Source organism: Candidatus Vogelbacteria bacterium (assembly GCA_021414225.1).
In the GTDB taxonomy this organism is placed as follows: Bacteria; Patescibacteriota; Minisyncoccia; order Phycocordibacterales; family XYD1-FULL-46-19; genus JAIOOX01.
In genome coordinates this window covers 372,888-399,197 of record JAIOOX010000002.1, presented here as the reverse complement: position 1 = coordinate 399,197, position 26,310 = coordinate 372,888, and the positions used below count along the sequence as shown (strand labels likewise).

The 26,310-nt window shown below is 42.4% G+C and carries 24 protein-coding genes and 2 tRNA genes; 23 read left to right on the top strand and 3 right to left on the bottom strand.

Annotated elements, in window-relative coordinates; genetic code table 11:
- Positions 1-5: 5 nt before the first annotated feature.
- The 14 genes from K8Q91_02765 to K8Q91_02700 all read left to right on the top strand — a co-directional run bounded on the left by K8Q91_02765 (position 6) and on the right by K8Q91_02700 (position 11,374).
- A complete protein-coding gene (locus K8Q91_02765; GenBank protein ID MCE9628896.1) occupies positions 6-974 on the top strand; it encodes a D-glycerate dehydrogenase in 969 nt (322 codons plus the stop codon).
- Positions 975-1,027: 53 nt separating this feature from the next.
- The gene (locus K8Q91_02760; protein MCE9628895.1) at positions 1,028-1,654 is read left to right on the top strand and encodes a hypothetical protein; all 627 of its coding nucleotides are present in this window, start codon (positions 1,028-1,030) and stop codon (positions 1,652-1,654) included.
- Between the two features lie 21 nt (positions 1,655-1,675).
- A complete protein-coding gene (locus tag K8Q91_02755; protein ID MCE9628894.1) occupies positions 1,676-2,326 on the top strand; it encodes a 50S ribosomal protein L25 in 651 nt (216 codons plus the stop codon).
- 78 nt (positions 2,327-2,404) lie between these two features.
- Positions 2,405-3,730 carry a lytic murein transglycosylase gene (locus K8Q91_02750; protein ID MCE9628893.1) on the top strand — a complete coding sequence of 442 codons (1,326 nt, stop codon included), beginning with the start codon at positions 2,405-2,407 and terminating at the stop codon, positions 3,728-3,730.
- 63 nt (positions 3,731-3,793) lie between these two features.
- Positions 3,794-4,042: a 50S ribosomal protein L31 gene (gene rpmE, locus K8Q91_02745; GenBank protein ID MCE9628892.1), complete on the top strand. Its 249-nt coding sequence runs from the start codon at positions 3,794-3,796 to the stop codon at positions 4,040-4,042.
- Between the two features lie 57 nt (positions 4,043-4,099).
- On the top strand, positions 4,100-5,071 hold the full coding sequence (locus K8Q91_02740; protein ID MCE9628891.1) for a PCRF domain-containing protein: 972 nt from the start codon (positions 4,100-4,102) through the stop codon (positions 5,069-5,071).
- A gap of 41 nt (positions 5,072-5,112) precedes the next feature.
- Complete coding sequence (gene rpsB, locus K8Q91_02735) at positions 5,113-5,868, top strand: 30S ribosomal protein S2 (GenBank protein ID MCE9628890.1); 756 nt, start codon at positions 5,113-5,115, stop codon at positions 5,866-5,868.
- 27 nt (positions 5,869-5,895) lie between these two features.
- On the top strand, positions 5,896-6,348 hold the full coding sequence (locus K8Q91_02730) for an elongation factor Ts (protein MCE9628889.1): 453 nt from the start codon (positions 5,896-5,898) through the stop codon (positions 6,346-6,348).
- 14 nt (positions 6,349-6,362) lie between these two features.
- Positions 6,363-6,758 carry a hypothetical protein gene (locus K8Q91_02725; protein MCE9628888.1) on the top strand — a complete coding sequence of 132 codons (396 nt, stop codon included), beginning with the start codon at positions 6,363-6,365 and terminating at the stop codon, positions 6,756-6,758.
- Between the two features lie 57 nt (positions 6,759-6,815).
- Positions 6,816-6,888: transfer RNA gene (locus K8Q91_02720), tRNA-Thr, on the top strand.
- Between the two features lie 64 nt (positions 6,889-6,952).
- A complete protein-coding gene (locus K8Q91_02715) occupies positions 6,953-7,171 on the top strand; it encodes a hypothetical protein (protein MCE9628887.1) in 219 nt (72 codons plus the stop codon).
- A gap of 67 nt (positions 7,172-7,238) precedes the next feature.
- Complete coding sequence (gene pheS / locus K8Q91_02710) at positions 7,239-7,979, top strand: phenylalanine--tRNA ligase subunit alpha (GenBank protein MCE9628886.1); 741 nt, start codon at positions 7,239-7,241, stop codon at positions 7,977-7,979.
- A gap of 2 nt (positions 7,980-7,981) precedes the next feature.
- Complete coding sequence (locus K8Q91_02705; protein MCE9628885.1) at positions 7,982-9,250, top strand: hypothetical protein; 1,269 nt, start codon at positions 7,982-7,984, stop codon at positions 9,248-9,250.
- A 75-nt stretch (positions 9,251-9,325) separates the two neighbouring features.
- Positions 9,326-11,374 (top strand): type IIA DNA topoisomerase subunit B, encoded by a 2,049-nt coding sequence (locus tag K8Q91_02700; GenBank protein MCE9628884.1) that lies wholly within the window; start codon positions 9,326-9,328, stop codon positions 11,372-11,374.
- 323 nt (positions 11,375-11,697) lie between these two features.
- On the opposite strand, the gene thrS is transcribed toward K8Q91_02700, so the two are convergent.
- On the bottom strand, positions 11,698-13,437 hold the full coding sequence (gene thrS / locus K8Q91_02695) for a threonine--tRNA ligase (protein MCE9628883.1): 1,740 nt from the start codon (positions 13,435-13,437) through the stop codon (positions 11,698-11,700).
- Between the two features lie 319 nt (positions 13,438-13,756).
- Positions 13,757-16,954 (bottom strand): DNA polymerase III subunit alpha, encoded by a 3,198-nt coding sequence (dnaE, locus tag K8Q91_02690; GenBank protein ID MCE9628882.1) that lies wholly within the window; start codon positions 16,952-16,954, stop codon positions 13,757-13,759.
- A 97-nt stretch (positions 16,955-17,051) separates the two neighbouring features.
- On the opposite strand from dnaE, the gene K8Q91_02685 reads away from it, so the two are divergent.
- The 9 genes from K8Q91_02685 to K8Q91_02645 all read left to right on the top strand — a co-directional run bounded on the left by K8Q91_02685 (position 17,052) and on the right by K8Q91_02645 (position 24,274).
- Positions 17,052-17,130: transfer RNA gene (locus K8Q91_02685), tRNA-Leu, on the top strand.
- A gap of 59 nt (positions 17,131-17,189) precedes the next feature.
- A complete protein-coding gene (locus K8Q91_02680; GenBank protein ID MCE9628881.1) occupies positions 17,190-17,780 on the top strand; it encodes a ribonuclease HII in 591 nt (196 codons plus the stop codon).
- Between the two features lie 252 nt (positions 17,781-18,032).
- A complete protein-coding gene (gene rpmF, locus K8Q91_02675) occupies positions 18,033-18,257 on the top strand; it encodes a 50S ribosomal protein L32 (protein MCE9628880.1) in 225 nt (74 codons plus the stop codon).
- Between the two features lie 64 nt (positions 18,258-18,321).
- Complete coding sequence (gene nusB, locus K8Q91_02670) at positions 18,322-19,236, top strand: transcription antitermination factor NusB (GenBank protein ID MCE9628879.1); 915 nt, start codon at positions 18,322-18,324, stop codon at positions 19,234-19,236.
- Positions 19,237-19,255: 19 nt separating this feature from the next.
- Entirely contained in the window at positions 19,256-19,951 is a 696-nt protein-coding gene (gene rnc / locus K8Q91_02665) for a ribonuclease III (GenBank protein ID MCE9628878.1), read from the top strand.
- Between the two features lie 313 nt (positions 19,952-20,264).
- The gene (locus tag K8Q91_02660; GenBank protein MCE9628877.1) at positions 20,265-20,570 is read left to right on the top strand and encodes a hypothetical protein; all 306 of its coding nucleotides are present in this window, start codon (positions 20,265-20,267) and stop codon (positions 20,568-20,570) included.
- Between the two features lie 89 nt (positions 20,571-20,659).
- Positions 20,660-22,900 (top strand): AAA family ATPase, encoded by a 2,241-nt coding sequence (locus K8Q91_02655; GenBank protein MCE9628876.1) that lies wholly within the window; start codon positions 20,660-20,662, stop codon positions 22,898-22,900.
- 286 nt (positions 22,901-23,186) lie between these two features.
- Positions 23,187-23,924 (top strand): hypothetical protein, encoded by a 738-nt coding sequence (locus tag K8Q91_02650; GenBank protein ID MCE9628875.1) that lies wholly within the window; start codon positions 23,187-23,189, stop codon positions 23,922-23,924.
- A complete protein-coding gene (locus K8Q91_02645) occupies positions 23,912-24,274 on the top strand; it encodes a hypothetical protein (protein MCE9628874.1) in 363 nt (120 codons plus the stop codon). Before K8Q91_02650 ends, K8Q91_02645 begins: the two co-directional genes overlap by 13 nt.
- A 110-nt stretch (positions 24,275-24,384) precedes the next feature.
- Here K8Q91_02645 and rnr read toward each other — a convergent pair whose 3' ends face one another.
- Positions 24,385-26,274: a ribonuclease R gene (rnr, locus tag K8Q91_02640; protein ID MCE9628873.1), complete on the bottom strand. Its 1,890-nt coding sequence runs from the start codon at positions 26,272-26,274 to the stop codon at positions 24,385-24,387.
- Between the last annotated feature and the right edge of the window lie 36 nt (positions 26,275-26,310).

The following is a 26,310-nucleotide window of genomic DNA, read 5'->3' as shown; positions in this document are numbered from 1 at the left end:
TTTTTATGCCAATTGTTTTTGTAACCAGACAAATTCCAGCCAAAGGAATCGATTTATTGAGAAGTAAGGGATATGAAGTTGATGTCAGCTCTAAGGAAGGGGTTTTAACTAGAGAGGAATTATTGACCGTTCTAAAAAATAAACCATATGATGCGGTCCTGTCTCTTTTGACAGACAAGATAGATAAAGAGGTGTTTGAAGCAGTACCAACAGCTAAAATTTTTGCCAATTATGCAGTTGGTTTTGATAATGTCGTTTTAGCTGACGCCAAGGAAAAAGGGGTGGTGATCACAAATACTCCTGGAGTTTTGACTGATGCAGTAGCCGAGTTTGCTATGGCGCTAATCTTCTCTACTACCAAAAGACTAGTTGAGGCAGATGATTTTGTGCGGGCGGGTCAGTACACAGGTTGGGCCCCAATGCTTTTATTAGGCACAGAACTTAAAGGTAAAACGTTAGGGATTGTTGGGACTGGTCGGATTGGTTCAAGGGTGGTTCATCACGCGGTCAAAGGATTTGATATGAAGGTGGCCTACTATGACGTGGCTCGAAATGAAGAGTTAGAAAAAAATTATGGTGCTGTTTTTTATCAAACTGTCGACGAGGTGATGAAAATTTCCGATGTGGTTAGTGTTCATGTACCACTGTTAGATTCCACTAAACATTTGATTAACGCTGAAAGATTGGCTCTTATGAAGTCGACAGCTGTTTTGGTTAATACTTCACGCGGTCCAGTGATTGATGAGCAAGCTTTGGTGACCACCTTAAAAGCCGGCCAGATTCGGGGGGCGGGATTGGACGTATTTGAATTTGAGCCTGAACTTGTTCAAGGTCTTAAAGATTTACCTAATGTCGTTTTAACTCCCCACATTGCTTCGGCCACTGAAGAAGCTCGTGATGCTATGTCGGAAATTGCAGCCAACAATATTATTGAAGTATTAGAGGGTCGAACTGCTCTCAACCCGGTGGTTTAATTGTTTAATCTGTTATGCAGGTAGTTATTTTGGCCGCGGGGCGGGGAATACGGATGGGTGATTTGACTGATATGATACCCAAACCGATGCTTAAGTTCGGTGACAAAAATTTAATTGAACATAAACTAGAGTCTTTGCCACCAGAAGTGGATGAAGTAATTTTGGTGGTTGGTTATTTAGCTGATGTAATTAAAAACTATTTTGGTGATCATTTTGCCGGCCGAAGAATTAAATACGTTTATCAGGAAAAATTAATGGGCACCGCTCACTCGTTGTGGCAGGCTAAACACTTACTACAGGGGCGATTTTTAGTTTTGGCTGGCGATGATATTTACGATACCCAAGATGTGGTAAGGGTGTTGGAGGCCACTGATTGGGTTATGATGTTTGCTCAAGTTCCCAGCCTCTATTGTGGCGGTAAAGCGATAATTGATAACGATGGTCACCTGGTCGATATTATTGAAGGCACCAATCATGGCGGTGAGCCAGGGCTTGTTTATACCAGTTTGTGTTTGTTGACGACGGATATTTTCCAGGCTGATCCCGTTAAACTGTCAGGTAAGGAAGAATATGGCCTACCTCAGACAATCTTAACCTTTAAGGAAACTAGACCAATTAAAGCTGTTTTAGCCACTAAATGGCGCCAAATTACCTCACCTGAAGACTTGCAAATCTCTTAATTTGTTATATACTCTATCACCATGACTATCACCCTTAAAGCGGAGTCCCGGACCATCTTTGGTAAGGCTCTCAAAGGACCAAAAGAAGCTGGTAAATTGCCAGTGGTTATTTATGGTCCTAAAGAATCACCTCAAAACTTTTTTGTAGAAACTAAAGAATTTAAAAAAGTATTTCGTAATGCTGGTGAATCTTCGGTTGTTACTTTAGATACACCAGAGGGAGAAAAAGATACTCTTATTAAAGACGTAGCAATGCATCCAGTTTCTGGCGAGCCTGTTCATGTTGATTTTTATGTCATCGAAAAAGGTAAGAAAGTGGAAGTGGCGGTGCCTCTAGTGTTTGTAGGTGAATCTCCAGCTGTAAAAAACCTTAACGGTACTCTAGTTAAAGTTATTCACGAGTTAGAGATTGAAGCGATGCCTAAAGATCTGCCTCACGAAATTGAAGTTGATATTTCTAGTCTAGTTGATTTCGATAGTCGAATTTTGGTTAAAGATCTAAAAATTCCTCAGGGGGTTGAAGTAATGGTTGACGGTGAAGAGACTGTGGCTTTAGCTGGTGAGGCTGGTGAAGAAGTGTTAGAAACGGCTGAGCCGGTTGATTTATCGGCTATTGAGTTGACTGAGAAAAAAGGTAAGAAGGATGAAGAAGGGGAAGAAGGAGCTGAATAATCACTCTAAAATTTAAATATATAGCAAAAACCACTGGTCAATTTTCAGGACCGGTGGTTTTTGCTATAATAAAGGTTCATGATTTTAAATTTAAAAAACCAAACCTGTTTGTTTAGCTTACTTGTGGGACTGTTATTATTTGGTATTTACACACCAGCTAATGCTCAACTAACCCCTGAACGGAAAGCTCAACTAGAAGCTCAGTTGGTCCAGGTGGAAAAAGATATCGCAGCTAATCAGTCATTGTTGTCTAGTAAGCAAAAAGAAGCTTCAAGTATTAGTCGTGATATTGATATTTTAACTTATAAAATTAATCAAGCTAAATTAAATATCAAAGCCAAGCAGTTGGAAATTCAACGTTTGGGTGGTGACATCAATAAAAAGTCACAGGTGATTACTTCTTTAAGTCAGAAAATTGATGCTGAGAAATTATCTCTAGCTGAGTTACTTCGTAAAACCAGAGAATTAGATAGGGCTTCTGTAACAGAAGTTGTTTTAGGAAATAATAATGTGTCAGACATTTTTGCCGACTTAGATTCGTTCAACTTTGTCCAAGAGACAATGCATCAGTCATTTGCGGCTATTAGAAATAATCAAAATCAAACCACGAAAGAAAAAGTTGGTTTAGAAAAAAAACGTGACGCTGAACTGGATGCTAAACAAGTAATTGAACAAGAAAAGAGAAATATTGAACAAGCAGAAAAAGAAAAACAACGACTATTGTCAGTTAGTAAAAGTGAGGCTAAAGTTTATCAATCTGTTTTGGCTAGTAAAGAAGCAGAGAGGGCTAGTATTAGAAGTGCTTTGTTTAATCTTCGTGATAGTGGGCAGATCCAGTTCGGTCAAGCTTTAGAGTACGCAAACGTGGCATCAAAGGGGACAGGGGTTAGAGCGGCTTTTATTTTGGCTATCATCACTCAAGAGTCAAATCTTGGCCAAAATGTAGGCACCTGTAACCGGCCAGGTGACCCGGAGAGTAAAAATTACAAAAATGTAATGCATCCGACCAGAGATATTGCTCCATTCTTGGCCATCACTAAAGAGTTAGGAATTGATCCATCCACTCAGCCAGTTTCTTGTCCATTTGGCGGAGGTTATGGTGGAGCAATGGGGCCATCACAATTTATTCCTTCAACCTGGATAATGTATAAAGACAAGATTGGAGCTATTACGGGTAATAAGCCACCTAGTCCTTGGAATGCTAGAGATGCCTTCACAGCTACTTCATTGTTGGTCCGTGACTTAGGGGCAGCCACTCAAAACTATTCTGATGAACGACGAGCTGCTCTTCGTTATTACGCTGGAGGTAATTGGGCTAATCCTAAAAACGCCTTTTATGGTAACTCGGTGATGCAAATTGCTACCAAATACCAGGCTCAGATTAATGTTCTGCAGGGGAGCTAGGCCGGATTAAACTGATAAGCTAAATTCTTGCCAAAAATAGCCTTGTTTGCTATAGTTCCATCTATGCAAAAGGAAATACATCCAACCTATTTCATTAATTCTAAGGTCACCTGCGCTTGTGGGGCCTCTTTCACTGTCGGTTCTACTAAGGAGACAATTCAAGTGGAAATCTGCTCTAACTGCCATCCTTTCTTTACTGGTAATGATAAAGTTATCGACACTGCTGGCCGCGTTGAGAAATTCAAGGCTCGCCGAGAAAAAGCTGTCGCTCCCACTGTTAAGAAGCCTAAAACTAAGAAAGTCGAAGCTTAACTACTTAGAACACCCCAATTTTTCCTAAGGAAAAATTGGGGTGTTCTGCCTATTCTTATGGACCTCGACGCTTATCGTCAAAACCCAAAAACTACTTATTTGATGGCCGAATACGATCGGTTGGTTCTTAAAGTTGCTGAGGTGGAAAGTCTAGCTCAGGCTGATGAATCTTTTAAAGAACTGGCTGTAGAGGAACTACAAACTCTTAATCAGGCTAAAGATGAGATGTTAAAACAGGTAGAAGAAATTGCCAACAAGAAAAAAGAAAGCACTGGCACTGATGGGGCCGATGACATGATTATGGAAATCAGAGCTGGGGCTGGTGGTGATGAAGCTTCGCTATTTGCGGCTACTTTGACTGAGATGTATGCTCGTTATTGTGAAGGTAAGGGTTGGTCTTTTTCTATTGTCGACGAATCTAAGAGTGCGGTTGAAGGCTATAAAGAGGTATCAATCGAAATTTCAGGTAAAAATGTTTATGATGAGTTTCGTTATGAGACGGGAGTACACCGGATTCAGAGAATACCCTCAACAGAAAAACAAGGCCGGGTTCATACCTCGACAGCGTCAGTGGCGGTTATGCCAATCAAAGAGTCGGCTGATATCTTTTTAAATCCATCTGATCTAGAGATTGATTTTTCGCGAGCGGGTGGGGCTGGTGGTCAAAATGTTAACAAAGTAGAAACAGCGGTGCGAGTTCTCCATAAACCAAGTGGGATCGTGGTTCGCTCTCAAGCAGAACGTTCTCAAGGTCGAAACAAAGAGAAGGCCTTGGCGATCTTGCTCAGTAAGTTGATTGCTTTAAACGAACAAGAGGCCGCGAAATCAGAGGCGGCTAACCGCAAAGCTCAAATTGGAACGGGGGATCGCTCTGAGAAAATTAGAACCTATAACGTTCTTCAGGACCGAGTTACCGATCATCGGATTAAAGAGTCTTGGCATGGGATTGAGAGGATCTTTGAGGGTCAAATCGGTCCTATTCTAGAAGCTTTAAAAAGTGCTTCCACCGAGCTGGAAAATCAAGGATAATACTATTGTCAAAGCCATATTTGTTTGCTACAATACCCCCCATGCCTCAAAACACTAAAGAGAGTAAAGAATCTATCATTCGCGAGCTTTTTAAAGTTGGCGCTCACTTTGGATTCTCTCGTAAACGCCGCCACCCTTCAGTGGAGCCGTTTATTTTTGGTTTTAAAAACAAAACCGCTGTTATTAACTTAGAAGAAACTGTTAAATCTCTAGATCAAGCTAGTGAATTTATTACCAAATTGGCTAGTGAGGGTAAAAAAGTTCTTTTCGTTGGTAATAAAAACGAAGCTCGAGATATCATCAAGCGCTACGCCGAAACAGTAGACATGCCTTATGTGGCTGAACGTTGGATTGGTGGTACTTTTACTAACTTTCCTGAAATCAAGAAACGAGTTAAAAGACTGGCCGATATTACTGAACAAGATAAAAAGGGTGAGTTAGCAAAATATACTAAAAAAGAACGAGGAGTAATTGCTCTAGAAAAGAAAAACCTAGAACGTTATTTTGCTGGGATTGCTGATATGGATAAGTTGCCGGCTGCGATTGTTGTGATTGACCCTCAAGCTGAAAGTATTGCTGTGGCTGAAGCTAAACAAACTCGAGTACCAATAGTGGCTTTATGTGGTTCTGATTGTGATATCAACAACATTGCTTACCCAGTAGTAGCTAACGACTCTCAAGTGGCTAGTATTACTTTTTTCATTAAGGCTTTGATCGAAGCCTACAAGGAAGGTAAAAAATTAGTGAAAGCTCCAGCTCCTATTGTGGAAGAAGGGGCAGCTAGTCAGGCAGTTTAATGCTATTATTAGTGTAACTTTATTTTTATGGTTACTACGGAACAAATAAAAGCTCTTCGAGAAAAAACAGGAATTTCTATTTCTGAATGTAAAAAAGCCCTTGAAGAAGCTCAAGGTGATGAAGCAAAAGCGTTAGAAATTTTGAAAGCTCGAAGTGAAATAATTGCTGACAAAAAAGCCGATCGAGAATTTGGGGCTGGGGTAATCTCAGCTTACATTCATGGTGGAACAGTGGGTAGTTTGGTTGATGTTCGTTGTGAGACTGATTTTGTGGCCAAGAATCCAGAATTTAAGGCTATAGTTGATGATGTGGCTATGCAGATTGCAGCTATGGCGCCAACCTCTCCAGAGGAATTAATGACCCAGCCTTTCATTAAGAATCCAGATCAAACAATTGGAGATTTATTTAAGGGGGCTAGTCAAAAATTTGGTGAACGAGTGGAATTGATTAAATTTGTTCGTTTTGATGTGGCTGAGTAGTAGTTTTTCTTTCTATGTCTTTAACATTATTATGGATTAGTGTCGCTTGTTATGCGATAGTCGCTGGTTCTTTGATGTTTAAAGTCTTAACCATGAGACGTCGACGAGTGTCTGTTTTGGTCGAAACGTCGGTTAGACAGGTGATTGATTACAAGGTTGACTCCTTGGCTTTTCATTTAACAGTGATTGGTCGAGATTTGGCTCACCACGCTTACTTGTATTTTTTGGTGATGGGTCAAAAGACAGCTTTGATTGTTAAGTACCTTGCTCACAAATTAGAGAAAAGATTTGGTCGGGTGATTAATTCAGTTAAAGGGAAGCAGGAGTTGTCTAAACAAGGAGATGCCTCTCATTTTTTACGAGAAATAAAAAATCACCAAGACCGGATTCGTTCGCAATCAGTAATGTAATTTGGTTTTTTGAGATTTTTGTGTAGAATATCTAGGTGAGTTTTAACCAACATGTTTGCCACCTTAGCTCAGTTGGTAGAGCTCCCGTTTTGTAAACGGGTGGTCGTCAGTTCGAGTCTGACAGGTGGCTCTGGAAGAAGAGGGTGTGAAGGGGCCGACATTTCCCTTATAAATTTGTTATACTGTAGTTTAATATGTCTAAACATAAATTAACTTGGAGGTACTTAACTAGCAATATGAGTATTGCGATTGGTTTGGTTCTGATTTGGCGAGGGATCTGGTATGTCTTGGATGGGGTTGATAAGCTGTTTTTTAGTGGTAGTCCGATTATTACGGCTTTAGGTGGTATTGTGGTGGGGTTAGCTATACTTTATTGGCCAGACCATGATTTAAAAGAGTTGCAGAAGCTGTAAAAACAAAATCCGCCGATCTGGCGGATTTTGTTTTTACAATCAGACTTTTTTCAGTATACTAAACCAGATGGAACGATACCCAGACCAGAAGCTTGGACATCTACATCCTTTGTCCAAAATTATTACCGAGTCAGCGGCTATTTTTGCTGAACTTGGCTTCAATGTAGCCGATGGCCCTGAATTAGAAACCCCTTTTCATAACTTCGACGCTTTAAACATTCCAGAAGGTCATCCGGCCCGAGCCATGCATGATACTTTTTGGATTGACCCGGAAAGATTACTACGGACCCATACTTCACCAGTTCAGATCCGTTATATGCAGTCTAATAAGCCACCACTTAGAATTATTGTGCCTGGTAAGGTATTTCGTAATGAAGCAACTGATGCTACTCATGGTGCTCAATTTTATCAACTTGAAGGTTTGTATATTGATAAACAAGTCAGTCTTGGTCATTTGAAAGGTACGTTGCAAACTTTTTTTAGTCGACTGTTTGGTAGAGAATTGGCCATTAGGTTTCGACCTAGCTTCTTTCCATTTGTGGAGCCTGGAGTAGAGGTTGATGTTAAATGTTTTAAGTGTGCTGGACCCGGTGCAACCTGCTCGGTTTGTAAAGGGACTGGTTGGATTGAAATTTTAGGGGCTGGTCTGGTGCACCCTCATGTTTTAAAATCAGTTGGTCTAGAGAGTAATCAGTGGCAAGGCTACGCTTTTGGTGTTGGTTTAGATCGTCTGGCAATGCTTAAATACGGCATCGATGATGTGCGACTATTGTATAGTGGTGATTTAAGATTCATAAACCAATTTTAGTTATGAAAGTTTCCTATAATAAACTCCAAACTTTTTTTGACCAACCACTGCCTAAAGTGGAGGATTTGGCGCAGGGAATTATTTTTCACGCGTTTGAGGTGGAAGAGTTAATTAATAGTGGGGAAGACACTATTTTAGATCTGAAGGTTTTACCTGATCGCACTTTTGATTGTGCTGATGAGTTCGGGATTGCTAAAGAAGTCAGTGCTATTTTTAAGCTACCACTTAAGACAGAGTTTGGGGTGGTTTCAACGGGTGGCACCAGAGAAGTGACTGTTAGTCTGCAGTTAATAAATGAGCGATTGGGGGTGGAGGTGCCGGAAGGAGTTGTGGTGGAGATCTTAACTAGTCTCAATTTAAAACCACAAGTCGGTAGTGGGGTGGTAACTTGTGTTGTTCCAGCTACTCGTCCAGATATTGTTTTGCCTGAAAATTTAATCAAAGAAGTGGGGAGGATTTATGGTTACGATAAAATAGTGGTCACTAATTTACCTGAGACTAATAGAGTCACGGATGCTGACAATTTTTTGCGCACCCAGATTGTTCGGGCTAAGTTGGTGAAATTAGGTTTTACTGAAATCTATGGTTACTCTTTTGCCGAGACGGGAGATCTGCAGGTCTTAAAACCATTACAACAAGATAAGCCGTTTTTGCGGACAAATCTAATTGATGGGTTAAAAGAAAAAATCGAATTAAATCTAAAAAATATTTTATTTGATAGTGAGTTAGTTAAAGTGTTTGATATTGGTAGTGTTTTTCCTGGCAGTGGAGAAGAGGTGAGGGTGGTAATTGGTGTTGGTTTTAGTAAGGCTAAATTTAACAAGTCTGATTTTTTAACTGAAGCTCTAGCCAAATTGGGTGTGAATAATATTTCGCCGATTACATCTGAAACGACGGCTATAATTGAGTTTCCGTTAACCTTAATTACAGTTGATCAAAAAGATCTGGAATTATTAAAAAATTATTGTCAGTCGGTAATCTACAAAAAATTCTCGGCTTTCCCGAGGATTACACGTGACATAGCATTGTTTGTTCCAGAGGGTACTGGTCCAGAAAGTGTAGCCGAAATGATTAAAAGCCAGGCTGGCGATCTATTGGTTAGGGGACCAGTCTTGTTTGACGAATTTCACAAAGACGGCCGGGTATCATTAGCTTTCCGTTTGGTCTTTCAATCACCAGAGCGAACATTGTCCGACGGAGAGATTAAAGAGGTGATGGATAAGGTAGAATCCGAGCTTAAAAACCAGGGTGGTTTTGAGGTCAGAAGTTAACTTTTTAAGCTTTCTTCTTAACCAGAAATATGCTAAAATCAGAGGAATAACCTAGCTTGTCTAGTGTAGATTTTTATGGCTAAAAAAGAGGAAAAACAACCAAAATACGGAGCGGACCAGATCGTGGTTCTTGAGGGTCTCGAGGCGGTCCGGAAGCGTCCGGGTATGTATATTGGGTCTACTGGTCCTGACGGTCTTCAGCACTTGTTGATTGAGATTTTTGATAACTCTCGTGATGAAGCGATGAACGGTCGTTGTGATGAGATCGAAATTGCTATTTTGCCTGGCAACATTATACGAGTGGCGGACAATGGTGTTGGTATTCCGGTTGATATGCACAGCAAGACAAAAGTGTCAGCGTTGGAGACAGTTATGACCGTCCTTCACGCCGGCGGTAAGTTTGAAGGTGATTCATATAAAATTTCTGGTGGTTTGCACGGAGTAGGAGCGTCGGTGGTGAATGCTTTATCAACCGATCTACAAGCGGTGGTTCACCGTGATGGCGGAAAATATGTTCAAGAGTATTCTCGGGGCAAGAAAAAAGCACCAGTAAAGAAAGTGGGGCCATCAAAATTGCACGGAACCATCATCACTTTTAAACCAGATGCCGAGATTTTCTCTGAGACTGTCTATGATTGGGACCGAGTAGTCAACCACATGCGAGGTCAAGCTTACCTAGTTAAGCAGCTAAGAATTCGAGTGATCGATGCTCGAGAGCACACAGGTAAGATTGATCCTGACAAGGCTTTTTTCTTAACAGAATTAAACCTAGAAGTACCAACCGAATCTTTCTATTTTGAAGGTGGTCTTTTGTCACTAGTTAAATTCTATAACCAAAAACAAGCCACTGTTCACAAAAATATTTTTTATGTCGAAAAAGAAGCGAACAATATTAATGTTGAAGTGTCGTTACAATACATTGATGACATTGTGGCTAAGGAAATTAGTTTTACCAACAACACCCAAACTCCAGAAGGTGGTACTCACTTAACTGGTTTCCGGACCGCTCTAACTCGTAGTCTAAACGATTATGCTCGTAAGAATGGTTTCCTAAAAGACAATGATGATAACTTTACTGGTGATGACGTGCGAGAAGGTATTACTTCAGTCGTGTCAGTTAAACTACGTGATCCACAATTCGAAGGTCAGACTAAAGCGAAGCTTGGTACAGTGGAAGCTCGAGGAGCGGTAGAAACGGTCTTTGGGGAAGCGTTTGGGATGTTCTTGGAAGAGAATCCAGATGATGCTAAAGGGATCATTAACAAAGTTATTTTAGCTCTTAAGGCCCGTAAAGCAGCTAAGGCGGCTAAAGATTCAGTTCTTCGTAAGGGCGCTTTGGAAGGTATGACTTTGCCGGGTAAATTGGCCGACTGTCAGACCAAAGACGCGTCTGAATCAGAACTCTTTATTGTGGAGGGAGACTCGGCGGGTGGTTCCGGTAAACAAGGGCGTGATCGTCGTACTCAAGCGGTTTTACCTTTGAAAGGTAAAATTTTAAATGTGGAACGAGCACGCTTGGACAAGATGCTTGATTCTAAAGAAGTGAAGTCGTTGGTGATTGCTCTCGGTACAGCCATTGGCGATGTGTTTGATATTAACCGTCTTCGCTACCACAAGATTATCATTGCGACGGATGCCGATGTGGATGGGGCTCACATTCGTACTTTGTTATTAACTTTATTCTATCGCTATTTCAAACCCTTGATTGAAGCTGGTCATATTTATATTGCTCAACCACCTTTGTATAAAATTAAAAAAGGGAAAGACGTTCAGTATGCTTATTCTGATGAAGAAAAAGCCAAAGTTATTTCTAAAATGGGTGGCGTAGTTGAAGAAGCTGCACCTGACGAAGTGGCGGAAGTAGAAAATGAAGAAGAGGAAGAAGTGGCCACTGCGAAACGCGCTCAAAAGATTTCGATTCAACGGTACAAAGGTCTTGGAGAAATGAACCCAGAAGAATTGTGGGAGACGACCATGAACCCTGTCACTCGTATTTTGAAACAAGTGGGGATTGAGGATGCGTCTGAAGCAGATAAAACTTTTGTTACTTTAATGGGTAGTGAAGTAGAACCTCGCCGTATCTTTATCCAAACTCACGCCAAAATGGCCAATTTGGATATTTAACATATTGCCCACAAAAAATTGATTATATATCAGAAATGTGGGAGTCTTTTATATAGGAGTTTTAGAAGTGGTTTTCTGAGACAAAAGTACAAGGAAAGGATTTGGTTGTGGATTATCTTGGTGTTAATCGTGTTGTTCGAAAGAAGGGGGACGGAGGAATTCAATATGTGGTAGTCTCTAGGACAAATCGCATGGCGACAATCCAAACGCTTGATGGAGGAGTTACAAAGAAATGTCGAGTCACGAGCCTTCGTGTCTGGACGAACAAGTGATTTTTTACCGCCACTTAACTGGAAAAACCGCGTTGAGGAGGCGGTTTTTCTTTATACTCTAACTTTTATTTCCGTTTCTAATTTTGTAATCAAGTCTTCAAGACTTAGTTCTAATTTTTCACCACTGCGCCCCTCGAGAGTTAAATTGCCAGAGTCTTTTTCTTTGTCACCGATGACGATGAAGTAAGGTGTCTTTTTGACTTTGGCTTCCCGGATTCGTTTACCGAGACTATCGTTACCGCTTAGAAGTTCGACGCGGATATCTTTTTCTTTCAAAGTTTTTACTACTTGTTCAGCATACTCTTCTTGAGCGGAACTGACCGGTAAAACGCTAACCTGAACTGGGGAGAGCCATAAAGGAAAGGCACCGCCGTAATGTTCAATTAAGAAAGCCATAAAGCGTTCATGGGTGGACATTGGAGCACGGTGGATGACGAACACTTCATTATTTTCCTTACCTTCACTGTCGGTATATGTTAAACCAAATCGTTCGCGGGCGATAAAGTCTAACTGAACAGTAGACATTGTTTCTTCACGTCCGATGGCTGATTTGAATTGGACATCGACTTTCGGTCCGTAAAAAGCCGCTTCATCATCAGCTTCTTTAAATGGTACGCCAAGTTCTTCTAATACTTCACGAATTACACCCTCAGTATATTTCCAGTTATCTGGTTGGTTAACATATTTATCTAAATGGTTAGGATCCCATTTTGAGAGGCGGAACCAATAGTCAGACAAATTAAAGATTTTGAAATAGTCTTGGATCATCGACAAAACAGCTTTAAACTCATCTTTGATTTGATCTTTACGGCAGTAGATGTGAGCGTCGTTCATAGCTAAGCCTCGTACTCGCAACAGGCCAGCCAGGGTGCCAGATAGCTCGTTGCGGTAAACGGTTCCGTATTCAGCAATACGCAAAGGTAGTTCACGGTAACTGTGAGGCTTGTGAACATAGATGCGGTGGTGGTGGGGACAGTTCATGGCTCGTAGGTAGTAGGTGGCGTCGTCCATTTCCATACCAGGGTACATCCCATCTTTGTAGTACGGTAAGTGACCAGAGGTGAGGAATAATTCTTCGCGAGCAATGTGGGGAGTAGTCACTCGGACATAACCACCAGCGGCTTCTTTTTCTTTGGCTAGTTTTTCAATTTCTTCCCGCATAATGTTACCGTTTGGCAACCACATCACCAAACCTTTACCCACCATATCGTCGATAAAGAATAAATCTAGTTCCTTACCAAGCTTACGGTGATCTCGTTTTTCCGCTTCTTCACGTTGTAGTAGACAATTTTCTAACTCTTCCTTGGTGTCAAAAGCTAAACCATAAATTCTGGTTAAGGTTGGGTTTTTCTCACTACCGCGCCAGTAAGCACCAGCTACCCGGTCGAGCTTGAAACTGTCGGGTGCGATATCTGAGGCTGGATTATCACTATGTCCACCTCGGCATAGGTCAGTAAAGTTTCCTGAAGTGTACAAGGTGATCACTTCACCCTTATCAGCTATTTCGTTTACTAGCTCTAACTTAAATTGATTGTTAGTATATTTAGCTTTTGCTTTATCGGCAGATACTTCAACGTGACTGAATGAGGTCCAGGTTGGTAAGAGTTCTTTCATCTTGGCTTCAATTTTAGCTAAATCTTTATCAGAGATAGGGGAAGTAAACTTAATATCATAGTAGAAACCATTATCGATCGCTGGCCCGATAGTAGTTAGAGCGTCTGGATAAAATTCCAAAACGGCGGCGGCTAGTAAGTGAGCTAAAGTATGTCGTTTGTGTTCAAGATTGGCCATAAATTTATAAATTACTGGATAAAAGTTATTAATCTTATCTTAGCTTCCTCGGCTCGGAAATAGAAAGGATTACTTTTCCATTTCGCTCGCTCTACGTCGCTAATAAAAAAATCTCTCGTCCTAAAAAAGCAAAAAATTGCTTTCTTGGGACGAGAGACATCTCTCGCGGTTCCACCCAAGTTTTCGCCAACTGGCGAACCCTTCGTTTGTGTCGAGCTTAGCACAGAGTCTGTGATCCAAGGAGGATGAGTGCTTGGTAGGCACTCCAATTACTGACTTAGCTAGTATAATCTCGTTTGTGCTCCAAGTAAAGAAGTGATCAAAGTTCTTTGATGGCTTCGACTAGGAGGCTGGGTTCATTGTTGCGGTAAGAGATTTTACCTCGGACGGCCACACATTTGTCGACTTCGAGGAGATTTTTATATTGTTCGTATGGTTTGGAAAAGACAACCACTTCTAGCGAGTCAGTTAGATCGGCCAAGCGAACGAAAGCCATCTGGTCGCCTTTTTTGGTGAAGATTTTTTTCACTTCTTCGATGATGCCGCCAACAGTGGTGGTGGTACCATCAGCTAAATGTTTATTATGGCGAATACTGTTTTCCAGCTTGGTAAATTTATCAGCGTAAGCTTCGAGGGGATGACCGGAAATATATAAACCTAACAATTCTTTTTCCCAAGTCAAAATATCTTTTTGGTCAACTGGAGGAACTTCTTTTAGTTTGAGTGATGGGACGGTTGATTTGTCTTCCATGATACCAAAAAGGGAAGCCTGCTCTTTTTCACTTTTTTGCATATCACGATTATGGCCCAAAGCCTCCTCAATATTGCCGAGCATGGTCGAACGGTTAAAACCAAGATCGTCTAGAGCGCCAGATTTAATAAGAGCTTCTAATGATTTTCGGTTTACATTTTTATGAATAATTCGTTCGAGGAAATTGGTGTAGGAAGTAAAAGGTCCACGCGTTTTACGTTCGGCGATGATGGCGTCAGAAATGTCGGTGCCCAGGTTTTTGATAGTGTATAAACCGAATCTAATAAACCGACTATCAGCAACCGATTTGCCTGGTTCGGCTACAGCGGTAAAGCCGCCAAAACTGTCGTTTACATGTGGGGGCAGAACTTTGATGTTCATCCGCTTAGCTTCGTTGACGTAAACAGCAATCTGTTCCACATCTCCAGATTCAGCGGTCAGACAGGCAGACATGTAGGCTACTGGATAATTGGCTTTCATATAAGCAGTTTGATAAGCGACCCGGCCATAAGAAGCTGAGTGAGCTTTGTTGAAACCGTAAGCGGCAAAAGGCTCAATCCAAGTCCAGATTTCAGTCGCTTTTTCCTTGCTCCAACCGGTGTGCTTAATACAACCGCCTATAAACTTTTCTTTTTGAGCCAACATTTCTTCTGGAATTTTTTTACCAACCGCTTTACGAAATTTGTCGACTTCGCCCCAAGTATATCCAGCCAAGTCGTGGGCCATAATCAAAAGATCGTCTTGATAAACGAGAACCCCATAAGTTTGGACGAGAATGTGTTCTAGAGATGGGTCCAAATAAGAAATTAATTTTGGATTATGTTTTCGAGCAATGTAATCAGGGATAAATTGCATTGGGCCGGGTCGATACAAAGCCACCATTGCGTTAATATCGTGGATAGTACTTGGTCTTAGTTCTTTTAACCACTTAGTCATGCCGGCGCCGTTTAACTGGAATAGGCCTTCAGTCTCACCGCGAGCCAGCATTTCAAAAGTTTTTTTATCATCCATGGGGATCGTGTCCAGATCTACTTTTTGATTGTGGATTTTTTCAACCAACTTTATAACGTCAGCCAAAATCGCTAGGTTGCGTAAACCTAAGAAATCAAATTTAGTTAAACCAACTCCATCTTCACCAACACTGTACATGTCATATTGAGTAATCAGACTCTCGCCTTTAGGGTCATATTGTAGGGGGGTGTAATCAGTCAGAGGAGCGGGAGAAATAACCACTCCGGCGGCGTGAACAGAAATGTGTCTAGCCCCACCTTCTATTTTTTTGGATAGGTCAATGATTTGTTGAGTGTCACGCTCAGTGTCGTAAGCCTCCTTTAATTCCGGTACTAATTCTAAAGCGCGATCAATGGTCATTGGGAAGCCTTGAGAGCCCATGGGGATCATTTTGGATAGCCTGTCGCCGATGCCATAAGGATAGCCTAAAGCTCGGGCGACATCCCGAACCGAACCACGGGCAGCCATGGTACCAAAAGTTCCGATTTGAGCTACTTTGTCGGCGCCATATTTTCGTTTAGCGTATTCAATAATCTCATCCCGCCTATTGTCGGCGAAGTCCATATCGATATCGGGTGCCGACGGTCGTTCAGGGTTAAGAAAACGCTCGAAGGGAATTTTATAATCAAGTGGGTCGATTTTGGTAATATCCAAAACATAGGTTGTAATTGATCCAGCCACTGATCCTCGAATATTGTAATAAATACCATTTTCCCGAGCGTAACGAATAAGATCTTCCACCACTAAAAAGTAGGAAGCATAACCTTTCATTTTGATAATATCGAGTTCGTATAGGAGGCGTTCATTAGCTGCTGGGCTATCAGCTAGGCCTCTTTTGGCGAGACCGGCTTTACCTAGATCTAATAGTATTTCATCAGCGGTCGTGCCTTCTGGGATAGCAAAATTAGGAAAAACAAATTTACCAATCGTTAGTTCTAAGTTACAACGTTCGGCTATTTTTAGAGTGTTGGCGACAGCGCCAGGAATATCTTGAAAAATTTTCTCGGCCTCAGCTGGACTGATAAAAGAGTAGTTTCCACCTTTCATCGACAAGCTGGCTTTACCGACTTCAGCTCCAGTGTTAATAGCGATTAGAGTATCTTGAGCCTCGTTATCATCAGGATGTAAATAGTGGGAATCCCAAGTGCCTACGATCGGTAAATCAAACTCTTTGGCCATAAGCTGAATATTTTTGACAACGTTAGCATTACCTTCTACTTCCTCATGCTTCATTACTTCTAGGAAATAGTTATCTTTACCAAAGATATCAATAAATTCAGAAATGATATGTCGACTACGGTCTAAGTCTGAGACTGCTAAGGCTTGGGCTAGTTCACCAGCTGGGCAACCGGATAAACAAATAATTCCTTCGTGGTGTTTTCTTAAAAGTTCTTTATCAATTCTAGGTTTATAGTAGTAACCTTCAAGATAAGAGGCGGTAATCAGTTTAAGTAAATTTTGGTAACCAGTAAAATTTTCGGCCAGCAGTGTCAGGTGGTAGCGCTTACTATCAACACCAGCGTCTTTATCAAATCGAGAGCGTAGGGCGACATAAGCTTCAACCCCAATAATCGGTTTTATTTCCGCTTTTTTACAAGCTTTATAAAATTCGATCGCTCCATATAAGTTTCCGTGATCAGTGACCGCTAGGGCCGACATACCGAAAGCTTTCGCTTGTTTGACTAATTCATCAGTCTTGGAGAGACCGTCTAGTAAACTGTAATGAGAGTGGGTGTGTAGGTGAACAAATGACATGAATGGTTAGAGTATAACAGAACTCTGGCCAGTGGTGGAGTTTGACCTGATGCCTAATTTCGGTTATAAATTACTCTCGGAACGTTGATCTTAGTGCGAGGCGGTAGCTCAGTCCGGATAGAGCGCTAACTTTAGCAAGTTGGGGGTCAGAGGTTCAAATCCTTTCCGCTTCGCCATTTTAAAACACGGAGTCCCTGGAAATATCTGGGGACTTTTCTTTTGTTATACTTAAATTATGACACCAAAATGGTTGATTGGAATAGATGAGGCTGGTCGTGGGCCAGTAGCTGGTCCGGTGGCTGTCGGAGTGGTGGTGATAAAAGGTGAGTTGCCGGAAGATTTAAAACTAACCAAAGACTCTAAAAAATTAACTTCCAAAGCTCGGTCAAAATGGTATGGGAAAATAAAATTGGCGGCCAAAGATAACTTATTACAGTTTGCTTGTGTCTTAGTGTCAGCTCAAGTTATCGACCGATCTGGAATTGTGGCTGCTATTAATCAATCACTTAAGTCTGGGTTAGAAAAAACCGAACATGAACCAACTGATAGTTTGGTTTTGTTGGATGGGGGACTGAAAGCTCCCAGCTACTACCCACAACAGAAAACTATTATTAAAGGTGATGAGAAGGAGTCTATTATTGCCCTGGCTTCTGTAGTGGCCAAAGTCAGTCGTGACTTTTATATGACCAAAATTAACCAAGAGTATCCACACTATGGTTTTGCTAAACATAAGGGGTATGGAACCAAAGACCATTATTTAGCCATCAAAAAAAACGGCTTAAGTCTATATCATCGCCAAACCTTCTTGAGAAGGGTCCTTGACTAGAGTTGGTTTTTATGTAATACTCTAAGGTAGACCCCCGGGCGTCTTACCCTCCCTCCCAAAGCCTCCAGGCGCGCTCCCTCCGTGCGCCTGGAGGCCAGGGAAGGAAAGGACTCCCTATCTGCTCTTCTCCCCACCCTTTTTATCGGGGTGTTGCGAATAGGATCGGACGGTAAGCTTGCTTACTGGACCGATCTATTTTTTTACCCCAGATTTTTCTTGCCTTTTTTAGATAAATAAGTTATATTTACACCCATGTCAGTACGAATGCGACACACCAGAGCCCATACGGGCAACCGCCGTTCTCACCACGCGCTTACCGCTCCACGTCTTTCGGCGTGCGCGAAGTGTGGTGTCCCTCACTTACGTCACCGTATGTGTGAAAACTGTGGTACTTACCGTGGTAAGGAATTGGTGGATGTGGTAGCTAAAGCCGAAAAGAAAGACAAAAAGGCTAAAGCTAAAAATACCGTTCGTTAAAATTCTCAGTTTTTTCGTTTAGGTTGCGGGCGTTTTTTATAAAAAGATCTTTCATTATCTCAATATGGCTAATCGGCACTTATCTCGAAGTCTTGCGATGCAGTCGCTTTTTGAGTGGGATTTTTATGATGATAAACATCCAGATATTACGGAAGTCTTAGAACGAGACGCTGAAGAATTTGCGCCTGGTTTAGAGGAAATTATTTTTGCCAAAAAATTAGCGGAAGGAGTAGTGTCTCGATTGGAAAAATTAGATTCTATTATCGAAAAAGCCGCTCCGGATTGGCCGATTGATCAGATTGCGGCTGTGGATCGAAATGTCCTACGTCTTGGATTATTTGAATTATTGTTTGGTGATAAAAATGAAGTGCCGGCTCGAGTGGCGATTAATGAGTCTATTGAATTAGCTAAAACTTTTGGTGGAGAAAACTCTGGCCGGTTTGTGAATGGAGTGTTGGGAGCGGTGTATAAAGAAATGGGTGAACCGGGTAAACATGACGTTCCAGCTAAGAAGCGACGATTTAAAGATGTGTCATATGAAGAGATGCCAATTCAAAAATTAGGTGGAGCGGTAGTCTATCACCAAACTGGTCAGCAAATTAAAATTGCCTTAGTGCATGATATTTTTGGTTATTGGACTTTATCAAAAGGGAAAATAGAACCAGGAGAAAAAGTGGAGGATGGAACCGTTAGAGAGATAAAAGAAGAAATGGCTTTAGATATTACAATAGGTGAAACTTTAGGCACTAACGAATACATTGCTTCCAATCCAGAGTTAGGTAAAGTGCGTAAACAAGTGTCTTATTTCCTTGCTGTAGCCAGCAATCCGGAGGAGATAAAACTCGAGGAAGGTAAGGGTGGGTTAACCGACGCCCGCTGGTTTCTGTTGTCAGAAGTGCTGGATCTGAAAATGTATGACGATGTGGTGCCGTTGGTAACCAAAGCGATTAAGGTGTTGTTGTCAAACAAGGCTTCTTAATGCTAGTAATGTTCAGAATATGTCTTTAGACCCCAATCAATTTGCTAAACGTATCGGCCTGACTTTTAATGACAAAGACTTGCTCAAACAAGCCTTTATTCATCGTTCTTATCTTAATGAGCATCGAGATGTGACTTTGCCTCATAACGAACGGCTAGAATTTTTGGGTGATGCGGTGTTGGAATTGGTGGTAACTGACTTTTTATATAAACGCTATTCGACTAAACCAGAAGGAGAGTTGACCGCTTTGCGAGCTGCTTTGGTTAATACCAACTCTTTATCTGACGTGGCTACGGAACTTGGTTTGAATGATTATTTGCTTCTATCTAGGGGAGAAGCCAAAGATACCGGCCGAGCTCGTCAATATATTTTAGCCAATACTTTTGAATCGGTGGTGGGGGCTATCTATTTGGATCAAGGTTATGAGGTGGCAGCCAAATTTATTGCTGATAATCTTTTTAATAAAACCGATAAAATTGTCGAAGGGGAATTATGGCAAGACTCAAAAAGTTATTTTCAAGAAAAAGCCCAAGAGCACTTTAGTGTGACCCCTGCTTACCAAGTCTTAGCTGAAGTTGGTCCGGATCATAATAAAAAATTTACCGTCGGTTTGTTTATTGGTGAAGAGCAGGTGACGACTGGTGAAGGTCACTCTAAACAAGAAGCGGAGCAGGATGCGGCAGATAAGGGGTTGAAGGAGAAGGGGTGGGATTAAAAATCGTTCACCCCTGCTTTTTGGGAGTACGGATATTTTTCTGCTGAAAAATTCCTCAAGTCTCGACTACCCGTCTTGCGAAGCCTCCCAAAAAGCAGGGGTTCACTTGGCCCAAAAATGCAAAAACCGGCTAGTCGACTGTTGTGCGAGCCTTTGTCTGAGAACTTGTTTCGCTTACTTCAAAAACCCAATTCCTTGACAGAAAGACTATTTGGGTGTATAATTAATTACAGAATAAATGGGTTTAGTTGGCCTTATGGTCTGCTTTGTGGCAGTTTATGGTCAGTCTAAATTCTAACAAGGAGTAGAAAAAATGTCTTCTGTAGCCAGTTGGGTCACAAAAAAACATCCAACCAGAGTACTTTGGTTGGTAGGCTCGGCCAAGACCTTGCCTGGGACTGTGGCCGTCACAACCCAAGAGTTGATGGATTTGGCGAAGACCGCTTTGCCATCCGAAGTGGCAGCTGGTTGTGATTCGTGGAGTGGTACAGCGTTTGTCTGTCGTGAGCAGTTGCGGCCGGTTCTTCTGGAATTGTTCCCGGATTTGGCCACGATTGATTACAAAGGTGCCATTTCGCGTTTTGGCGAAGTCATGGACGTACCTGTCCACCAAGACTAAATCAGATTTCACACCCGCCCCGACAATGAACACGTCGCGAGGCGGGTTCATTGTTTCTAGGGAAGATAAGCTTATGGTATTATTTACCCATGCGTCTCACCAGGCTAGAAATAAATGGTTTTAAGTCTTTTGGTAAAAAAACGACCTTGTCTTTTGACGCGCCGGTTACATCTATTGTCGGTCCTAATGGCTCTGGTAAATCAAACGTGGCCGAAGCCTTTCGTTGGGTGCTCGGTGAGCAGTCTCTCAAATCTCTGCGTGGTAAACGTGGAGAAGACTTAATTTTCAACGGCACTAGTTCCAGTGGTCGGCTCAATCGAGCCTCAGTCTCGGTCGCTTTTGATAATACATCGAAGCGTTTCAATATTGATTATGATGAAGTAGTTATCACCCGTACTGTCCATCGCGATGGTTCCAACGAGTACGCGATCAATGGTTCAGCTGTGCGATTGAAAGATATTATTGAGCTACTTGGTTCAGTCTCGCTTGGTTCGACCGGTCATCATATTATTTCTCAAGGCGAAGCTGATCGAATTTTAAATTCCAGTATTAAAGATCGGCAAGAAATGATTGAAGAGGCTTTAGGTTTGAAAGTGTATCAATGGAAAATTACCGAAAGTGAAAAGAAATTAGATAAGACCGAGCAAAATGTTAAAGAAATAGAATCACTCCGTCGCGAGATTGCGCCGCATATTCGGTTTTTGAAAAAGCAGGTCGAGAAAGTGGAGAAGGCTGACGAAATGCGTCGGGAACTCAAGAAATTATATTTTGAATATTTAAAACGCGAATCAGTTTATTTAATTGAAACCGCCAATAGCTTGACTCACAAAAAGTCTGGACCGCAAGCGGAACTAACAGCTGTTTTGGCTCGTTTAGCTGATGCGGAACAGGCACTTAAGCGCGATATTAGTGAATCAGCGGCCAGTGGAGAATTGGCGGTGCTGGAGCGCCTCCTTCGCGATATTCGCACCAAGAAAGACGATATTGCTCGGCAACTTGGTCGTCTAGAAGGTTTGATTGAAATAAAGACGGAACAATTGGCGGAAATAAAAACCGAAGAAGATGCCTCGGTGCCGATGTCAGAGTTGAAATCAGTCTTGGCTAATATTGAAGCGCATATTGATAGTCGGGCTCAGCTTGATAATATCTCAGTCTTACGCTCGGCCTTGATTGAAGTCAAAAGTTTACTGAGAAATTTTGTTGATAAATTTAAACACCAGATTAAGAGAGAGGATAATAAAGAAGAAGTTTTAGCTTCACTGAAAAATCAGAAAGTAGAACTTGATCAGGAACTGGCTCAATTGATTGCCGACGAAGAGAAAAACTTGGGTCGTCAGTTAGAACTTAAACAAGCGATAGAAAAAGAGCGCGAAGCGACTCGCGGCGCCGAGCGAGAAGTGTTTGAATTACGCTCTAAGAAAATGGAGTTATCTTCTATTCTTGATGCCACTGAAGCGGAATCTAGGACTTTGGCGGTTCTTCAAGAAAACTTCAAACGAGAGCTAGATGAGGCGGTGACTTTAGTGGATCGGGAAGTGCTGGAGTACGATCGCTTTATGGCTTCTTTTGTGCCAGATAATGAACCTCGCGATAAACAAGAAGACCGTCGTCGCACGATCGAGCGCATTAAGATTCGCTTGGAAGATATGGGTATGGAAGGGACTGATGTACTGACTGAATACAAAGAGGTGACTGAGCGTGATGAATATTTAGCCAAAGAATTGGAAGATTTGTTGACCGCCTCTGAAAGTTTGAAGAATGTGATGAAAGAATTGCGCGAAAAGCTGTCACACGAATTTGCTGAAGGTATTGGAAAAATTAACAAAGAATTTAATAACTTCTTTGTGCTGATGTTCGACGGGGGATCGGCTTCGCTAGAGTTAGTTCAAGAAGTGAAGCGCAAGCGTAGCGTCTTCTCTGATGATAGTGGAGAAGAGATGGAGGGTGATATAACTGAAGGCGATAAAGAAGTGGAAACGGGGATTGATATTAATGTGAACTTACCACGGAAGAAAATAAAAGGTCTCCAGATGCTCTCTGGTGGTGAGCGCGCTCTGACTTCTATCGCTTTACTCTTTGCGATGTCGCAAGTTAATCCGCCACCATTTTTGATTCTTGATGAAACTGACGCGGCCCTTGATGAAGCCAACTCTCGCAAATACGGTGAAATGGTGACCGCTCTCGCCAAACACTCTCAACTAATCGTCATCACTCACAATAGGGAAACAATGTCTCGAGCCAGTATCCTTTATGGTGTGACCATGGGTTCTGATGGGGTATCTAAACTTCTATCAATTAGATTTGATGAGGCAGCTGGATTTGCTAAGTAAGAATCCAGAATCACTTAGATCCGTAAGTATTGATAATCATTGCTATTTTTAAATTTGTGTGGTATGAAATGGTCTGGTTGTGGGTTAATTATGTGGTTAACCTATGACGTGGACTTTAAAAAGGAGCTTCTTAATCGTGAAAAACAATGTACAGAGAGTGGGCGTTGTCCCACCCGGTGATCCAGCTGGACTTCTTTCTGGGCCGAATAGTAAGTTGCCCGGACTGATATCTGGGCCGGTCTTTCGGGTCAGGTACCCAATTCCCAGTCCCGAGGACTATGAACAGTTGGCCGATTTGGTCAAAGAGATGGGGCTAAACCTCTGTTTCAGCGACTTATGGCACATACCTCTTCGCTTTAGACGGGGAGATGGTGGTGGTCACCATCGCTTGTATTCGCACAGTCACCAAGCTCGGGGGGCGGAAGGGATTATTGCCCAGTTGCTACTTCAGCCACAAGGCGATGTCTTTGATATGACTTTTGTCGAGGTATCTCTTGAAGACCTTGGTTTTGACAAGGACGACAAGTCGATGTCTCTGCAGGATGTCTATTCGCGGGGTTTGGAAATGGGGCTACTGGAGTGCCCCTACACGATCATCCCGATTCTGGGAATCTGTGGCTATCAGACCACTTATCACCAACCGGTGCTGGTGGCAACGGAGGGGGTCGTTACTAACTGGTACGGAGAACATCACTTCTATGTACTTGAACATTGGAGTAAAGATCGCGGCATCAGCGGAAAGACAAGGGTCTGTTACTCTAGTGTGGAGCCTGAAATGTCTGTGAAGGAGGAACTGCTCTACTGCTGTCATTCGGAGGAGATTTGTTGGAAGGTCCTCTTCCGCTTGCCTGAAGGACAGCCAGCGAACGGGAGATCTTTGACTGCTGTAGACTTAGAGCGGCAGAGCTTGCCAGCCAAGCTGGATCTTTCACTGACTCAGCTTCAATTCACCAGCCAGGCGGGCGGAGATCTCCTGTCCCATCTATTTGGTGGAAAAAGGGAGGCGTTCCCGTGTTTGAGATAAAAGAGGGGATGATTCTTCGTCCAGATTGTGTCACCCTGGTCCCACCAGAAAGCGGGCTGGCGATATCCTCAGGCTTCGCTGTTTATCGAGCAATGGGCGATGGCAGTTTTCTGGACCTCTTTGGTTCGGTGGGGATTAGCTTGGAGAAGCTCTGTCTATCTGGGTCCTTGATCGATCTCTTCTGGCGGGAACAGAGAGGATTACCTGCTGGCAAAAAGGTCTTCCTGTTCAACTATGAAGGACGGCCGGCTGTTGATACCAACAGTGGTGTTGCTTATGACTTCTGGGATGATTATGTGTGGAGCGCCAGCGGCGGACTCTACCTGTTCACACCAGTGGTTACTATCTAGCGACTTCTATCAGCTTGGGATTTTGACTTTCGAGAGGAAGACAAAATTTTATTTCTAAACCCCCCGATCAATTATCAATTAAGTTTGATGAATGATCCGGGGGTTTTCTTTTATTTAACTATTTCAAAATCAAGTTGGCGTTTTGGAACGTCGGCTTTGAGGAGTTTGATTTTAATTTTGTCGCCCAGGCGAATTCGGTTTTGGGAGGCGCGGCCAACTAGACTGAGAGTAGCTTCGTTGAATTCATAATAATCATCAAGAGTTGAGAGACGGACCATTCCTTCTGATTTAGAATACTCATCTTCAACAAACAGACCAAACTCGGTGACACCAGCCACAATACCAGCGAAGGTCTGACCGATTTTGGTCGACATATATTCCACTTGCTTGAATTTAATTGATTCACGCTCAGCATCCGCGGCGCGGATTTCCATGTCAGTCGAGTGAACAACTTGGCGGCTAATATCGGTAATCATTTTTTCGGTTGGAGTCCCGCCAGCTAAATATATTTCTAATAAGCGGTGCACCATTAAGTCGGGGTAGCGACGGATCGGGGAAGTGAAGTGAGTGTAGTAATCAAAAGCGAGGCCCCAGTGACCAATGTTGCGAGTCGAGTAGACCGCTTTAGCCATCGCTCGGACCGTGGCCCGGTTAATGATGTGACTTTCGGCAGCGGCTTCGGCTTTGGCGAGTAGTTTATTTAAATCGAGCGAGGAAATGGTGTCGTTGTCGATTTGGAGATCATAACCAAGTGGTTTGAGGAAAACGGCTAAACTTTGTAATTTCTCTATATTTGGTGTGTCGTGGATACGGTAGACGAAAGAATGATCTTTGCCATTATTTTTATTATGAGCATACTCAGCCACTTTACGGTTGGCGAGAAGCATAAAGTCCTCAATCAGGAGATTGGTGTCAGTACGGACTTTTTTGATGACATCGATTGGTTTATTATTGGCATCGAGTTTGAATTTGACTTCACTATCTTCAAAAGAAATAGCGCCAGCGGCTTTGTTTTGGGCGCGCAAAATCTTAGCTAGACGATTCATGGTATTGAGCTCGTCTATATGGAGACCTTTTCCGTCAGTTAAAATTTGTTGAGCTTCTTCGTAGGTAAAGCGTTTGTCGGAATAGATAATTGTTTTACCGTACCATTCATTTTTGATGTCACCTTCGTCAGTAATTTCAAAAACCGCGGAAAAAGCCAGGCGGTCTTCGTGAGGCTTTAGACTACAAATTTCATTCGATAGCACTTCGGGCAACATGGGGATGGTTCGATCGACGAGGTAGATCGAAGTGGCTCTTTTAGATGATTCGCCGTCGAGAATAGTGCCAGGGCGGACATAGTGCGATACGTCGGCAATGTGAACACCGATTTCCCAATTACCATTTGCTAATTTTTGAATAGAGAGGGCGTCGTCAAAATCTTTGGCGTCAGCTGGGTCGATAGTGAAAGTGAGAATTTTTCTAAAATCACGACGAGTTAGAGCTTCCCGAGCCATATCTTCTTTCCAGGTTTCGGCGATTTTGGACGCTTCAGCGTCAACTTCAGGTGGAAAGTCGACGGGTAGTCCGCGTTCGGCAACGATGGATTGGATTTCAACTTCGTGTTCACCCTGCTTACCAAGATCTTTAATAATTGTAGCCTCTGGTAAATCTAATGGATCTAGCCATTGATCAAAATTAATGATTACTTTCTCGCCAGGTTTGATGTCGGTTGGGGGTGTCTTGATCCAAAAAGGAGCGTAACATTTGCGGTCATCGGGGATAACAGTTAAACGGCCGTCATCGCGACGATAAACTAGGCCCACAAATTGAGTCTTAGCTCTATTCACGATAGAGATTACTTTATTATCTGCCACCTCAACAGTGTCGTTGTGCATGGCAGTGCCTAGGTTTTCCACTTCTATTTCAATAATTGTTTCTGGGTCGTTTTCTAAGGTAACGAACCCTCGGCCTTTATAGCCTATTTTGAGGGTACCTGTTTGTTTAGTGTCAGACATGGTGCGAGTATAGCACTTCAGGTGGGCACTAGAGAA